General features: G+C 49.6%; 16 protein-coding genes. 11 read left to right on the top strand and 5 right to left on the bottom strand.

Annotated features, from left to right (window positions below; genetic code table 11):
• The first annotated feature begins 32 nt into the window (after positions 1-32).
• The 8 genes from DW039_RS18485 to DW039_RS18450 all read left to right on the top strand — a co-directional run bounded on the left by DW039_RS18485 (position 33) and on the right by DW039_RS18450 (position 7,268).
• Positions 33-923 (top strand): HlyD family secretion protein, encoded by an 891-nt coding sequence (locus DW039_RS18485; protein ID WP_009038348.1) that lies wholly within the window; start codon positions 33-35, stop codon positions 921-923.
• Positions 901-2,358, top strand: coding sequence for an ATP-binding cassette domain-containing protein (locus DW039_RS18480; RefSeq protein WP_016273870.1), 1,458 nt, complete (start codon positions 901-903; stop codon positions 2,356-2,358). Before DW039_RS18485 ends, DW039_RS18480 begins: the two co-directional genes overlap by 23 nt.
• Before the next feature lie 47 nt (positions 2,359-2,405).
• A complete protein-coding gene (locus DW039_RS18475) occupies positions 2,406-3,509 on the top strand; it encodes an ABC transporter permease (protein WP_044468708.1) in 1,104 nt (367 codons plus the stop codon).
• A 112-nt stretch (positions 3,510-3,621) separates the two neighbouring features.
• A complete protein-coding gene (locus DW039_RS18470) occupies positions 3,622-4,737 on the top strand; it encodes an ABC transporter permease (protein ID WP_117703283.1) in 1,116 nt (371 codons plus the stop codon).
• A gap of 679 nt (positions 4,738-5,416) precedes the next feature.
• Positions 5,417-5,953: a UpxY family transcription antiterminator gene (locus tag DW039_RS18465; RefSeq protein ID WP_117681681.1), complete on the top strand. Its 537-nt coding sequence runs from the start codon at positions 5,417-5,419 to the stop codon at positions 5,951-5,953.
• A gap of 34 nt (positions 5,954-5,987) precedes the next feature.
• Positions 5,988-6,470 carry a UpxZ family transcription anti-terminator antagonist gene (locus DW039_RS18460; protein WP_120382215.1) on the top strand — a complete coding sequence of 161 codons (483 nt, stop codon included), beginning with the start codon at positions 5,988-5,990 and terminating at the stop codon, positions 6,468-6,470.
• A 22-nt stretch (positions 6,471-6,492) separates the two neighbouring features.
• Positions 6,493-6,867, top strand: a complete 375-nt coding sequence (locus DW039_RS18455) for a nucleotidyltransferase domain-containing protein (RefSeq protein ID WP_371682774.1) — start codon at positions 6,493-6,495, stop codon at positions 6,865-6,867.
• Complete coding sequence (locus DW039_RS18450; protein ID WP_117681684.1) at positions 6,867-7,268, top strand: HEPN domain-containing protein; 402 nt, start codon at positions 6,867-6,869, stop codon at positions 7,266-7,268. The genes DW039_RS18455 and DW039_RS18450 overlap by 1 nt, the downstream gene beginning before the upstream one ends.
• Positions 7,269-7,307: 39 nt before the next feature.
• On the opposite strand, the gene DW039_RS18445 is transcribed toward DW039_RS18450, so the two are convergent.
• Genes DW039_RS18445 through DW039_RS18440 form a run of 3 tightly spaced genes read right to left on the bottom strand, consistent with a single transcriptional unit; the run spans position 7,308 to position 8,347 of the window.
• Positions 7,308-7,721: an N-acetylmuramoyl-L-alanine amidase gene (locus DW039_RS18445; protein ID WP_120382214.1), complete on the bottom strand. Its 414-nt coding sequence runs from the start codon at positions 7,719-7,721 to the stop codon at positions 7,308-7,310.
• A 3-nt stretch (positions 7,722-7,724) separates the two neighbouring features.
• The gene (locus DW039_RS21000; RefSeq protein ID WP_151874538.1) at positions 7,725-7,832 is read right to left on the bottom strand and encodes a smalltalk protein; all 108 of its coding nucleotides are present in this window, start codon (positions 7,830-7,832) and stop codon (positions 7,725-7,727) included.
• A 32-nt stretch (positions 7,833-7,864) separates the two neighbouring features.
• Positions 7,865-8,347, bottom strand: a complete 483-nt coding sequence (locus DW039_RS18440; RefSeq protein WP_120128798.1) for a DNA-binding protein — start codon at positions 8,345-8,347, stop codon at positions 7,865-7,867.
• Positions 8,348-8,560: 213 nt separating this feature from the next.
• Between DW039_RS18440 and DW039_RS18435 the strand changes: the two genes are divergently transcribed.
• Positions 8,561-8,779: a DUF4248 domain-containing protein gene (locus DW039_RS18435; RefSeq protein ID WP_117681711.1), complete on the top strand. Its 219-nt coding sequence runs from the start codon at positions 8,561-8,563 to the stop codon at positions 8,777-8,779.
• A gap of 165 nt (positions 8,780-8,944) precedes the next feature.
• Here DW039_RS18435 and DW039_RS18430 read toward each other — a convergent pair whose 3' ends face one another.
• Both DW039_RS18430 and DW039_RS18425 read right to left on the bottom strand, forming a co-directional pair.
• Positions 8,945-10,762, bottom strand: a complete 1,818-nt coding sequence (locus DW039_RS18430) for a DUF3987 domain-containing protein (RefSeq protein WP_120382213.1) — start codon at positions 10,760-10,762, stop codon at positions 8,945-8,947.
• 19 nt (positions 10,763-10,781) lie between these two features.
• Positions 10,782-11,393, bottom strand: coding sequence for a BT4734/BF3469 family protein (locus DW039_RS18425; RefSeq protein ID WP_305764566.1), 612 nt, complete (start codon positions 11,391-11,393; stop codon positions 10,782-10,784).
• 121 nt (positions 11,394-11,514) lie between these two features.
• Between DW039_RS18425 and DW039_RS18420 the strand changes: the two genes are divergently transcribed.
• Together DW039_RS18420 and DW039_RS18415 are read left to right on the top strand one after the other, a co-directional pair.
• Positions 11,515-11,670 carry a helix-turn-helix transcriptional regulator gene (locus tag DW039_RS18420; RefSeq protein ID WP_120128804.1) on the top strand — a complete coding sequence of 52 codons (156 nt, stop codon included), beginning with the start codon at positions 11,515-11,517 and terminating at the stop codon, positions 11,668-11,670.
• Positions 11,671-11,825: 155 nt separating this feature from the next.
• Positions 11,826-13,637 (top strand): aminotransferase class I/II-fold pyridoxal phosphate-dependent enzyme, encoded by a 1,812-nt coding sequence (locus DW039_RS18415; protein ID WP_120382212.1) that lies wholly within the window; start codon positions 11,826-11,828, stop codon positions 13,635-13,637.
• The last annotated feature ends 134 nt before the right edge of the window (positions 13,638-13,771 follow it).

The following is a 13,771-nucleotide window of genomic DNA, read 5'->3' as shown; positions in this document are numbered from 1 at the left end:
ACTATAATCCGTAATTTATAACTTGAAATAGTATGAAATCATTGAAATTATTTCCTTTTTTATTTCTCCTTGCCGCCTGTACCGGCGGTACTCCGAAATATGATGCGACGGGAACGTTCGAGGCTACCGAAGTCATCGTTTCTGCCGAGGCGTCTGGAAAACTGCTGAGTTTCGACATCGAGGAAGGCACGACACTGAAAGACGGGCAGGAGGTAGGCATTATAGATACCGTCCAACTCTATCTGAAGAAACTCCAGTTGGAGGCCAGTGTCAAGTCCGTGGAAGGCCAGCGGCCTGATATCCTGAAGCAAGTAGCCGCCACTCAGGAACAGATTGTGCAGGCACGGCGCGAGCGCGACCGTGTGTCCAACCTGCTCCGTGTGGGTGCCGCCAACCAGAAGCAACTGGATGATGCCGAGTCCCTTCTCGAAGTCCTCCGCAAGCAGCTCGACGCACAGAACTCCACCCTGCGCAACAGTGACCGGAGCCTGACGTGGCAAAGTTCCTCTGTCGGCATCCAGGTGGCGCAGATAGAAGACCAGTTGCGCAAATGCCACATCACCTCTCCGCTGACGGGAACCGTCCTTGCCCAATATGCCGAAGCCGGAGAACTGGCTGCTCCCGGCACCCCTCTTTTCAAAGTGGCGGATATGGAGCAGATTTACCTCCGTGCCTACATCACCTCCGAGCAGCTTGCCGAAATCAAGCTGGGGCAGCAAGTGAAGGTTTATGCGGATTATGGAAAGGAAGTGCGGAAAGAATACCCCGGCATCGTCACCTGGATTTCCGATACGTCCGAGTTCACTCCAAAAACTATCCTGACGAAAGACGAGCGCGCCAATCTGGTCTATGCTGTAAAGATTGCCGTGAAGAATGACGGGATGCTGAAAATAGGAATGTATGGAGGCTGTAACTTTAACTAATATCTCCAAACGTTACGGCAGCGTGGAAGCCCTGCGGGGTGTCTCTCTGTCAGTGGCTCCCGGTGAGCTTTTCGGCATCATCGGGCCGGACGGTGCGGGCAAGACATCGCTTTTCCGCATCCTCACCACTTTGCTGCTTGCTGACGGAGGCTCGGCCTCGGTCTGCGGTCTGGATGTGGTGAAGGACTACAAAGCCATCCGCAGGCGGGTGGGGTATATGCCCGGACGCTTCTCCCTCTATCCGGACTTGACGGTGGAGGAGAATCTCAATTTCTTCGCCACCGTCTTCCACACCACCATCGAGGAGAATTATGATTTGGTGCGCGACATTTACCGGCAGATAGAACCTTTCCGCAAGCGCCGCGCCGGAGCGTTGTCCGGCGGCATGAAGCAGAAACTCGCCCTTAGCTGTGCCCTTATCCATAAACCGGATGTCCTCTTTCTGGACGAACCCACTACGGGCGTCGACCCCGTGTCCCGCAAGGAATTCTGGGGAATGCTTCGCCGACTGAAGGAGCAGGGTATCACCATCATTGCTTCCACCCCCATCATCGACGAAGCGCGCCAATGCGACCGCATCGCCTTCATCAACGAAGGAGAGATAAAAGGCATCGATACCCCCGACCGTATCCTGACACGCTTTGCGGGCATCCTCTGCCCTCCGGGCTTGCAGCACGAACGGGTGGAAAACCACGAAAACAAGGTGATTGAAGTGGAAGGGTTGACCAAGCGGTTCGGTAATTTCACCGCTGTAGACCACATCTCCTTCCAAGTCCATCGGGGCGAGATTTTCGGTTTCCTGGGAGCCAACGGGGCAGGCAAGACCACCGCCATGCGCATGCTTACGGGACTTAGCCGCCCCACCGGCGGCAAGGCATGTGTGGCAGGTTTCGATGTGGCTTCCCAACCCGAAGAAGTGAAGAAGAACATCGGCTACATGAGCCAGAAATTTTCCCTTTACGAAGACCTCAAGGTGTGGGAGAATATCCGCCTCTTTGCCGGTATCTACGGCATCCCCGAAGCGGAGATTGCCCCCAAGACGGATGAGCTGCTCCTCCGCCTCGGGCTGGAAAAGGAACGGGATACACTGGTGAAAAGCCTTCCGCTGGGCTGGAAGCAGAAGCTGGCCTTCTCCGTCTCCATCTTCCACCGTCCCAAGATTGTCTTTCTGGATGAGCCTACGGGTGGGGTGGACCCTGCCACGCGCCGCCAGTTCTGGGAGCTGATTTACCAGGCTGCCGACGAGGGCATCACCGTCTTTGTCACCACCCACTTTATGGACGAGGCAGAGTATTGCGACCGCATCTCCATCATGGTAGACGGCGTCATCCGTGCACTCGACACTCCCGGGGAGCTGAAACGGCAGTTCAATGCCACTACGATGGACGATGTATTCCAACAACTGGCTCGTCAAGCCGTGCGAACCGCCGACTGAAAATCCGTGAAATCCGCATTATCCGAGCCTAAATATAAATATAGACAATGAAACAATTCATATCTTTCATCCGAAAAGAGTTCTTCCATATCTTCCGCGACCGGCGCACGATGCTGATTCTGCTGGGCATGCCCATCGTGCAGATAATCCTTTTCGGTTTTGCCATCACCACCGAGGTGAAGAACGTGCGTGTGGCGGTGCTCGACCCGTCGAATGACGTAGTTACCCGCCGTATCATCGACCGCATGGATGCAAGCGAATACTTCACCGTCATCCGCCGCCTGCATTCTCCCGCCGATATGGAGGCTTCTTTCGGAAGAGGGGAGATTGACATGGCGCTTGTTTTCAGCGAGCGTTTCTCGGACAAGCTTTATACCGGCGAGGCGCGCGTGCAGCTTGTCTCCGACGCCACAGACCCCAATATGGCGACTATGCAGGCAGGCTATGCCGCAAACATCATTTCCTCTGCCGGGCAGGAGATGCTTCCGCCGGGAGTGCATGCCGCTGCCATCGTACCCCAGCTCAAGCTGCTGTACAATCCGCAGATGAAGAGTGCCTACAACTTCGTGCCGGGTGTCATGGGGCTTATTCTGATGCTGATTTGCGCCATGATGACCTCCATCTCCATTGTGCGCGAGAAGGAGACGGGGACGATGGAGGTCCTGCTGGTTTCTCCCGTCAAACCGCTTTTCATCATTCTGGCAAAGGCGGTGCCCTATTTTGTGCTGTCGTTTGTCAACTTGACCACCATTCTTCTGCTTTCGGTCTATGTGCTCGATGTTCCCGTGGCGGGCAGCTTGTTCTGGCTGGTGGTGGTGTCGCTGCTATTCATCTTTGTCTCCCTGGCGCTGGGGCTGCTGATTTCCACGGTCACCCGGACGCAGGTTGCCGCCATGCTGGTGTCCGGACTGATGCTGATGATGCCCACCATGTTGCTTTCGGGCATGATATTCCCCATTGAGAGTATGCCCGTTATCCTGCAGGCCATTTCAGCTGTGCTTCCTGCACGCTGGTATATCCAGGCGGTGCGTAAGCTGATGATTGAGGGAGTGGATGTTTCGCTTGTGCTGATGGAGGTCGGCATACTTGCCACGATGGCGGTATTGCTGATAACGGTGAGTTTCAAGAAATTCAAGCATCGGCTTGAGTAAAGAGCGGATATGAATTTTGTATTAATTATTCAGGCAGAAGAACATAAGGACAAAAGGATACGGGAAATCTGTTCTTTTGTTCTTGTGTCTAAAATCTTTAAAATATCGTCTTATGATAAAGTTTCTCATTGAAAAGGAATTCAAGCAGTTGTTCCGCAACTCCTTCCTGCCCAAGCTGATTTTCATTTTCCCGTGCATGATTATGATACTGATGCCCTGGGCCGCCAATCTGGAGATAAAGAACATCAATCTGAATATAGTGGACAATGACCACAGCGTCTTGTCTCGCCGTCTGGTAGATAAAATCGGTGCATCCACTTATTTCTGCCTGACAGCGCTTCCCGATACATACGATGAGGCTTTGCTGGCCATTGAAGCAGGTTCGGCAGATGTCGTGCTGGAGATTCCCCGTGATTTCGAAAAGGATTGGGTGAAGGGAGAGGCGCCTCGTCTGCTGGTGGCGGCCAATGCCGTGAACGGCACGAAGGGCAGTCTGGGAGGATCCTACTTGTCTTCCATCATCAGTGACTATACCCGTGAACTGGGTTCGGAGTCGTCTTCGCAAGGGCTTGCCGGGAAGCCGCTTCCCCGGGTGGACATCACTACGCAGAATCTTTACAACCCCACGCTGAACTACAAGCTTTTCATGATTCCTGCCCTCATGGTAATGCTGCTGACGCTGATTTGCGGTTTTCTCCCTGCCCTCAATGTGGTGGGCGAGAAGGAGGCGGGCACCATCGAGCAGATAAATGTCACCCCCGTCGGCAAGTTCACTTTCATTGCCGCCAAGCTGATACCTTACTGGCTGATAGGTTTTGTGGTGCTGACCATCTGTTTCGTTCTGGCATGGGTACTTTACGGCATTCTGCCGGCGGGACATTTCCTCACTATCTACGGCATGGCGCTGTTTTTTCTACCGGTGGTGTCGGGGTTCGGGCTGGTCATATCCAATCATTCGACCACGTTGCAGCAGGCCATGTTTGTCATGTGGTTCTTCATGCTTATCCTTATTCTGATGAGTGGTCTTTTCACCCCTATCCACAGTATGCCTGAGTGGGCGCAATGGATTACGTGCATCAATCCGCTACGCTATTTTGTGGAGGTGATGCGTACCATCTATCTCCGTGGTGGCGGATTTGCCGAACTGCTTCCGCAACTGGGAGCCGTGTTGGTCTTTGCATTGGTCTTCAATCTGTGGGCGGTAAAAAGTTATAAGAAAAGTAGTTAACTGATTTTTCTTTATTATTATCCTATTTGGCTCTCTTTTTTGAAGAAGGGCTACACCATTTGCCTTGGATAGCTACACCCTTTTGTGTTTAAGGCTACACCATGAGGAGGAAAAGGTGTAGCCCTTTTATTATGGATAATAAAAGCTGTTTTTTGTGCGGAAAAAAGGGTGCAAGTAGTGATATGTATCTAATGATGAAAAATATCTGTTTTGCTTAGTAATTGATTGATTAATAGTGGTATGAATGTGAGAAGAGAGGTGTTTTTTAAACGTTCGTTTAATGTTCGCAAAGATAAGGTGTATTTTTGAATCCCACAAAATGTTTAATAAAAATATTCTATAAAAATACTTTCATGCCATATAAATCACTGTTAATTAATATGTTGAATGAAGTACACATCTTTTTTACTTCTTGCCATTTTTTAGATAAAATCCTCTTTTATCACTTCCTAAATATTGACGTTTTTTAAACGAACGTTTAAAAAACACCTGTGTGCATATAACTCATTCGTTTATAGTATCTTATCTGTAAGATAAGTGTACCAGAACAAATTTGGAATAAAAGGAATACTAAAATCCGTTATATTTTATGGTATTCACTTGTAAATGATTGAATTTCAGTTTGATGCGAGAAATTCAAAGCCCCGGAAGAATATCCTTCTATAAGAAAAACAGGAGAATGGAGCAGGAGAAAGAGACCGAAATTTGGCATGCCATGCGTGCCACCTACCGCAGAGAGCTGGATGCTATCCGCCTGCTCGAAAAGGAGAAATTAGGCTGTTTCGTCCCTATGAGATACGAAACTGTTGTCAAGCGGGGAAAGAAAATCCGTGTTCAAGTTCCCGTTATACGCAATCTGGTCTTTGTCCATGCACGTCCTTCAGAGGTGAAGCGTGTCAAGTCTCTGGTCACCTATCTGCAATACATCAACGACCGTTGCACCGGCAGCAAAATCATTGTTCCCGACGAGCAAATGAAACGCTTCATTGCCGTTGCCGGCAGTTACAGCGACCATCTTCTCTACTTCAAGCCCGAGGAGGTGAATCTGAAGAAAGGCACCAAGGTGCGTATCACGGGCGGTGAATTCGAAGGGCAGGAGGGTATCTTCCTGAAAGTGAAAGGTGCACGCGACCGTCGTGTTGTCATCGAGGTGCAGGGTGTCATCGTCGTAGCCATGGCCACCATCCATCCCGACCTTATCGAAGTAATCAGCTGACTTTAATTTTTTAATTTTTAATTTTTAATTATCTATGTCTCTTTCCGAACAAGCGGTCACTCTCCAGTGCCTCGCACACGAACTGATGTATTTAGGTACGGACGGCAGTCCGGTGTATAGTGACGACTTGTCACGTCGTAATGGCGAAGTCTATCGCCTGGCTACGGCATTGTATGCCTCGCGCACAAAAGGTGCCAATCCGGAAGAAACGGCCAACATCTACCTCGCGCTTTTGATGGGTTACAACACCTCTTTTATCGACCACGGTGAGAAGCAGGAACACATGCAGCAGGTGCTGGACCTCTGCTGGGACATCCTCGACGCGCTTCCCCCGTCGCTGCTGAAACTGCGTCTGCTCACCGCCTGCTACGGCGAGGTGTTCGACCAACCGCTGGCCGACGAAGCACAAGCCATTATCAATTCCTGGGATTCTGCCACGCTTTCCGTCGAACAGCAGGAGGCGATTGCCGAATTTCGCAATGTGATGGATAATCCGTATCCGTGGGAGTACGTGTGATTGTTTTTTAAGGCGAGATAAGTTGCTTTTGGGAGATTTTTTATTATCTTTGTTGTGGCATAACCCTATAAAGCATCATTTTATGAATCGTAAAGAAGTGGTAGGTCGTCTGAAAAATTTAATAAAGAGTGTTGCTCCCAACTCTCAAACTATTCTTTATGGCTCCGAAGCACGGGGGGATAACAAACAGAATAGCGACATTGACATTCTGATTCTGGTTGATAAAGATGTATTGTCTCCTACAGAGGAAGATGTGATTACAGCTCCGATATATGACTTGGAGATAGAGACAGGTACTGTTATCAGCCCGGTGGTAATGACCAGTAGGGCTTGGGAAGCTGCCAAAAGAAAGACCTTATTCTACTATAATGTAATGAAAGACGGAGTGCTACTGTAATGGAAGAAGATGTAAAACGTGATATTGTCTGTTACAGACGTCAAAAAGCGCATGACTTGATACACGATGTTGATGTGTTGATTGATAATGAGTTGTGGAATTCTACTGTCAATAGAATGTATTATGCTTGTTTTCATATAGTTTCGGCATTGCTGATATTGAATAATATTGAAGTGAAAAGTCACATGGGCGTTCGTCAAGCCTTCGGATTGCATTTTGTAAAGACAAACTTGTTGCCTTCTGATTGTGGGCGCATTTTTTCCAAGATATATGATAAACGACAAGCAAGTGATTATGATGACTTCCGGGAGTTTACAAAAGAGGAAGTGAATAATCTATATCCCCAAGTATTATTCCTAATAAATGAGGTTGATAAGTTGATTGATTGTAATCTGAAGTGAAGTATCAGGTTATTGTATAACTGAAAAATAGGGAGCCTTCTACAGCCCCCTATACTCCTTTTCTGCATCGAAACACGGACAATCCTTTTGCGGATTCAAATCATGGTGCCCCACAATCAGTGCGTGTGGAAAGACCCGTTTCAACTCTCGCAGCAGTGCCAGCAACGAAGCCTTCTGTTCCAGCGTGCGGGTATCGGCAGGACAACTTGCGGCATCCAGTCCCCCTTCATAGCAGATGCCGATGGAGTGGCGGTTGTGATGGAGGCTATGTGCACCGATTTTCTCCAACGGGCGACCGCGGTGAATCTCGCCGTCACGGGTGACGTAGAAATGATACCCGATATCCTTGAACCCGCGGTGACGGACGTGGTCTCTCCGGCAATCTTCAAAGCCCAGGCTCACGCCTTGAGGCGTGGCCGAGCAATGAACAACAAACAGTGTAACGGTACGCATACGCTACTTGCAGGAACTGAAACCTAAGGCCCCCGCAATAGCGGTTGCCACAGTGATGATTACTTTGAGGACAATGCCCCACACGGATTTTGATTTTTTCGTTTCTCCCATAGTGATTAGTAATTAATAATTTGTAATTATTTTCACCCCAGCGGATTCTCTCCCTGGTCCCCGTCCGAACCTCCGCCCGGATTACCGCCACCGCCTTCGGTGGTACCTCCGTCGGGATTGTAGACTGCCGCCTCCTTCATCTGGCCTTCCAGGTTGATTTGTGCGTTGCTCAACTCCCCCGTGGCACGGGCACGGAGCTTCAGGCCCTTCACATTGTCTGCCAGCGTGAAGTCGGCAGCCGATGCCGCCCCTTTCCTGCTGACAATGCCTACGGAGAAGATGGCGAGGTCGTCCAGCTTCACATTCTTGCCGTCAAGGATAAGCTCCTTGATGCACGAAATCATGTCGGTAAGGACCCCCTTGACGACACCGGCAGAGTAGGGGGTGTTGTGGTTTGCCATGTGCTTTGCCAGACGTTCGGTGTCATACGTCTCTTCGATGACGGGACGCGCATACCAGAGGCCTTTTAGCGGGCTGTTCTCGCCCGTCATTTGATACTTTTTGTAACGAATCATAAACAATTGAAATTTAAAAGTTAAAAATTAAAATCGGATGTTCTCGGGTTGAATTCAACAATGCAAAGATAAGGGGGTGCCCATAGGCATTTACGGGTTATCGTAGGTTGGTGTCGGTTATGGTCGGTTATCTCCGGTTATTTACCTTCCAGGGTTTGAACATGTCGTGTTTTATGGCTATATTTGTAAGAAATAAATCAAGATACAAGAACCATGAACTCTTTTGTAATCCGTACCTACGGGCGTACCGAACTGGCCCTGCTCTATAGTCCCCATCTTTGCCCCGACGCCGCTTTCCGTAAACTGCGGCAGTGGATTGACCTCTATCCGGGTCTGCGTGAGAATCTTCTGTTACAAGGCGGATCCGCCCGCTCGCGCAGCTACACACCCGCCCAGGTGGGGCTGATAGTGGCTGCGCTGGGCGAACCCTGAAGCTGGGGTTTGCGGACACAGAGTGGAGGTTTACGAACACAGTATAGAGGTTTACTCTGTGCCTCCGTGCCTTGGTGTTTAAAGGGTGTAAGGTGCAAAAGTGCACCGCCTTCCTTACACACACACGCACACACATACGTGTGTATGCGCGAGGTGCGGCCGGTGTCATGCTTGCGGTTTCCGATAGACACCCTTGTCATCTGTCTTCTCCACCAGTCCGTTCTTGCAGAGCCTTTTCAGCCAGCTGGTGGCAGTCTCGAACTTGATGCCCATCTCTTCTGCCTTCTGCAGATAGGAGGCGCGGGTGAACTCCTCGCTCATGCAGCCTATCAGCTCGTCACGGTCGGCATTGCCGCGGCTGACGACTTCGTTGTTGGGCAGGAAGGAGAGTATGTGGGTGCTGTGTCGGTAAAGGCTTTCGGCTAGTGCCAGCACGGCATGGAAGTCATCGGGAGTGATGGTGAGGTCCCACAGACTGACGATGTGGTCCTTGATATTGTCTGCGGCGGTACCGGGGTCGGGCGAGACGTAGGGAGAGGAAGTGATTGCCCCCCGCTCTTGTGCGCGAAGCATGGCCACCACCTCCATTATGCGGCAGATGTTGATGGCGAGACGCGCCACGCTGCCGGACATCTCGTTGCCGTTGGCAAGTCCGGAGCGGACGAAGAGGGCGGAGAAGATACGGTTGAATTCATCCTTCTGTCCGTCCGTGAGGCGCAGGGTGAAGATGCCGTTCATAACAATCTCCTCCCGCTTCTCTTTCCACTCCCTGCCCAAGGCCCTGAAGGTCTCCTCGAGGTCGTGGTCGTCTTTGTCGAACTGGCTCTGCCAGCGGTGTATGGCGGGCATGTAGTAGAACAGTTCGCGGGAGAATAGTCCGTTCTCGGAACTGGGAATCAGCGGTTTCACTTGTGCCGGAGTGCCGGAAAGCAGTACGGAGAGGTAGGTCTTCTTCACTTCGAGGTATTCCTGGTTGGTGCGTCGGTTGTAGGAGAGGCGGTCGTGGTCGAAGGCCTTGCGCATGGTGTCGCTCCAGTGTCCGTATTCCGAGCCGATGGCGGCAGAGATGGTGTCCGCCTCGCTTTCGCATATCAGTCCGGTGCCGTCGGAGTCGATGATATTTTGCAGGATGCCGGTTCCGGTGTTGTTACCGGAGATAAGGAACATCTTGTTGAGCGGCATTTCGGGTATTTCGGCTTTGCCGCGCTCTTTGCCCATGGCGTCGTATGCGGCTTTTTCGCGGCGGTAGCTCTTCATGCTTTCAGTGACAGCCTGGCGTATTTCGTCGTGGATGGGTTCGGCCAGCAGCCTCACCAGCGAGAGGATGCCTTTACCGGCTGCGGGCAGCGCCACGACGAAGGTCTGCAGGCTGGGAGACACCATCTTGCCTCCGTAGGAGCTGCGTACGTTGCGCCCCATGCCGGCCCCCAGTACGGTGAGGGCGCCCAAGAGCAGCACGTCGCGCTGCGCAGGTGAAGTGCCCGCCTTCAAAATCTCCTCCAGGGGATAAGGCCAGCCGGAGTGCCCGTCGAAGGTGGGCAGCGAGACGCGCGGGTCGCTGCCCGGCATTTCGGAATTTTCTTCCTCCTTACGCGTACACGTGTGTGTGTGAGGAGAAGGGTACACCTTTGCACCTGCACCTTTTTGAGAAGAAGTCTCTTTTTGAGTAGATGTAGCGTATGTGTCGGGCAGAACATCGGAACGTAGCTTTACGCCGCACAGCTCGGCCAGGTGGAAGGCGGTGCCCAGATGGACGTTGTTCCGTCCGTTACGCAGGGCGTTACTGAAGAGCTTGTCGGCGGCACGTCGGTCGTACTTGGGCGATAGGCTGCACAAGGTCAGGAAATCTTGCCGTCCGACCTCTCCACAATCTGTGGCAATGGCAAAGGCAAGTTGGATGTACTCTTGATAGGTTGGGGCTATGTCGGCTCCGGCACCTCTGACGGCTTCGGTCAGCAGATGCAATGAAGATAATGATTCCATTGTTTTAGTAATTAGTAATTTATAATTTCATCAGCGCCCCCTCATCGTGGCAGAGGAAGCACGCCCGTACCACGTCCTTTCCCGACGTGTCCACCCCTTGTCCGGGTTGCGTGTTTTCGGCGTCGTACATGCAGTGCACGTAGTTCATGGCCCATTGTATCCCCTCGACAGGATTTTGCTCGTGCAGGCAGGGAACGAATGCCTTTACCCCCCTTCCGGTGGGGCTGACGAATACCAGGGTGGGACAGAGATAAGGGTCATCGAACAGTCTTTGCCGCAAAGCTTCGGCTTCGGCGAGGGATTGGAGGTGGTCCACATCCACTACCACCAGTCCGGAGGTCTCCGTCAGGCAGTCGCTCCGTCGGCGGGTGAATACGCCGCAGGGGGTAACGTAGGGGAGGTTCTCTTGCTTCAGTCGTCGGCAGGCTTGTGTGTCGCCGCTTTCTACAGCCATGCGCACTTGCCCGGTAAGTTGCTTTAGTTGTTCGTTTGTGGTGATGATTTTGTAAACTTCTTGTAAGTCAGTTGTTTTGTAGGGAGTCAGTGTTGCAGGCTTCACTACTTTTCCCGTCTCATCGTCCTTCACCGGTGATATGGGTGCGAGGAAGAGAGACATTCTGAATTCATTCATTATTGCTTTTTGTTTTAAAATTTCCGGTGAAGTTAGACACTCTTTTTCGTAAGGTATTACACCTCTACTGTAACCTTGATACACTATTTGTGTTATTTTTAATTATATTAAACTTAAAATTATGAATTGTTTGATTGAACATTCGCTGGACTCCCTTCTGTGGGGAGAGAAAATCGAGTATGCACGCATGCAGCTGCACATCACGCAAAAGGGGCTTTGCGCAGCCGTACACATGAGCCTCAGTACGTATCAGAAGATTAAAAAAGGGCTGGTATAAGACACGACCGTGTCCTGAAACTCCTTGATTATCTGCAAGAAGCCATGACGGAAGAAGAATTCCGCGAGTTTTGGATGGGGATGGCGGGAGGATAGAAAAACTACTCAAAATCTTCGATAAAGTACATAGAATTCTATTAAATAAGAACTGAATTTATGCAAGTTATTATATTGGCTGCCGGATTGGGCCGCCGCTTGGGAGAGTTGACAAGCAATAACACTAAATGTATGGTAAAGGTCAATGGGATACGTCTCATTGACCGCCTACTGGAACAATTATCGCAGCTCTCCTTGCAACGTATAGTACTGGTTATTGGTTACGAAGGCAAGAAGTTGCGTGACTATCTCGGTACCAGCTATGGTGATATACCTTTGGTATATGTGGAGAATCCCATATACGACCAAACCAACAATATTTATTCACTGGCTCTTGCTAAGAAAGAATTGGCTGAAGATGATACACTGCTGGTGGAGTCGGATATGATATTCTGTGTGGATATATTCAAGCGGATGATAGAGGATAACCGTCCCAATCTGGCCGCCGTAGCCAAATTTGAGAGTTGGATGGACGGTACGGTAGTTCTGCTGGATAAGGATGAAAACATAGTGAACTTTATTCCTAAATCGGCATTCGATTTTAATGACATTAGCCGTTATTACAAAACGGTCAATGTATATAAGTTCAGCAAAGGTTTTTCCAAAGAAAAATACATCCCTTTTCTGGAAGCCTATAGCAAAGCAATGGGAAATAATGAGTATTATGAATCCGTGCTCCGCGTGCTGGCCATGCTGGACAAAACCGGCTTGAAAGGAATACCACTCAAAGAAACGGAAAAGTGGTATGAGGTGGATGATATACAGGATTTGGATATTGCCGAAACCCTATTTGCTGAGTCCGGAGATAAACTGTCTCGCTATCAACAGCGTTATGGCGGTTACTGGCGTTTTCCTCATCTACTGGATTTCTGCTATCTGGTAAACCCGTTCTTTCCTCCGGAAAAGATGAAAAACGAACTGCGTGCCAACTTTGATACATTGCTCACTGAATATCCATCGGGAATGAATGTGAATGCACTGTTGATGGGCAAATATTTCAATATCAGACAACAATATGTTTGTGTGGGCAACGGGGCAGCCGAACTGATAAAAAGCCTGATGGAACACTTGAAGGGAAACGTAGGAGTGATTTATCCTACATTTGAGGAGTATCCCAATCGGAAAGAAACGATGAACATCGTAGCCTATATTCCGCAGAACAAGGATTTCTCCTATACAAATGAAGACATCCGCCACTTTTTCGGAAATAAGGATTTGGAAGCCTTGTTGATTATCAATCCGGATAATCCCTCGGGAAATTTATTATCAAAAGACGAAGTGATGGTTCTCTTGGAATGGAGTAGGGAACGTGGTATTCGTCTTATTATTGATGAGTCTTTCCTCGATTTTGCCCGTAGTGGAGAAAATATATCGTTACTCAACAACCCGATGTTGGCGGATAATCCTCATTTGGTTGTCATTAAGAGTATCTCTAAGTCGTACGGGGTTCCGGGACTGCGTCTTGGAATGGCAGCGACTTCGGACATGGAGCTGATAAATAAAATGCGGAAGGATGTTTCTATCTGGAATATCAACTCATTTGCAGAGTTCTACATGCAGATTTATGGAAAGTATGAAAAGGATTATCAAAAGGCTTGTCGGGACTTCATTGCTGAACGCGAACATTTTTTCCGGACTCTTCAAGATATTGATTTTCTTCGTGTGATTCCCTCGGAAGCAAATTACTTTTTGTGTGAAGTAATAGGGCGTTTTACATCCCACGACTTGACGGATATACTCCTGAAAGAACATAATATCCTAATAAAGGATTGCGGGACAAAGAAGGCATTTCAAGGAGGAAATTACGTGAGGATAGCGGTGAGGGGAAGAGCGGATAACGAGAGACTGGTAAACACATTGCAAGAACTTTGAGAAAACAGCATATATAGAAGATATGAAAATTATAACTGAAGAGCAAATTAAGAGTTCACATCTGGTTACTTATGATTCCATTACACTAGTGTCCACTAAAAATTTTTTGGTCACTAGTCGGTTAAAAATTAAAT

Source organism: Bacteroides sp. AF39-16AC, assembly GCF_003602735.1.
GTDB lineage: Bacteria > Bacteroidota > Bacteroidia > Bacteroidales > Bacteroidaceae > Bacteroides > Bacteroides uniformis.
The sequence above is the reverse complement of the archived record's forward strand: the minus strand, read 5'-3'. Positions and strand labels throughout refer to the sequence as shown.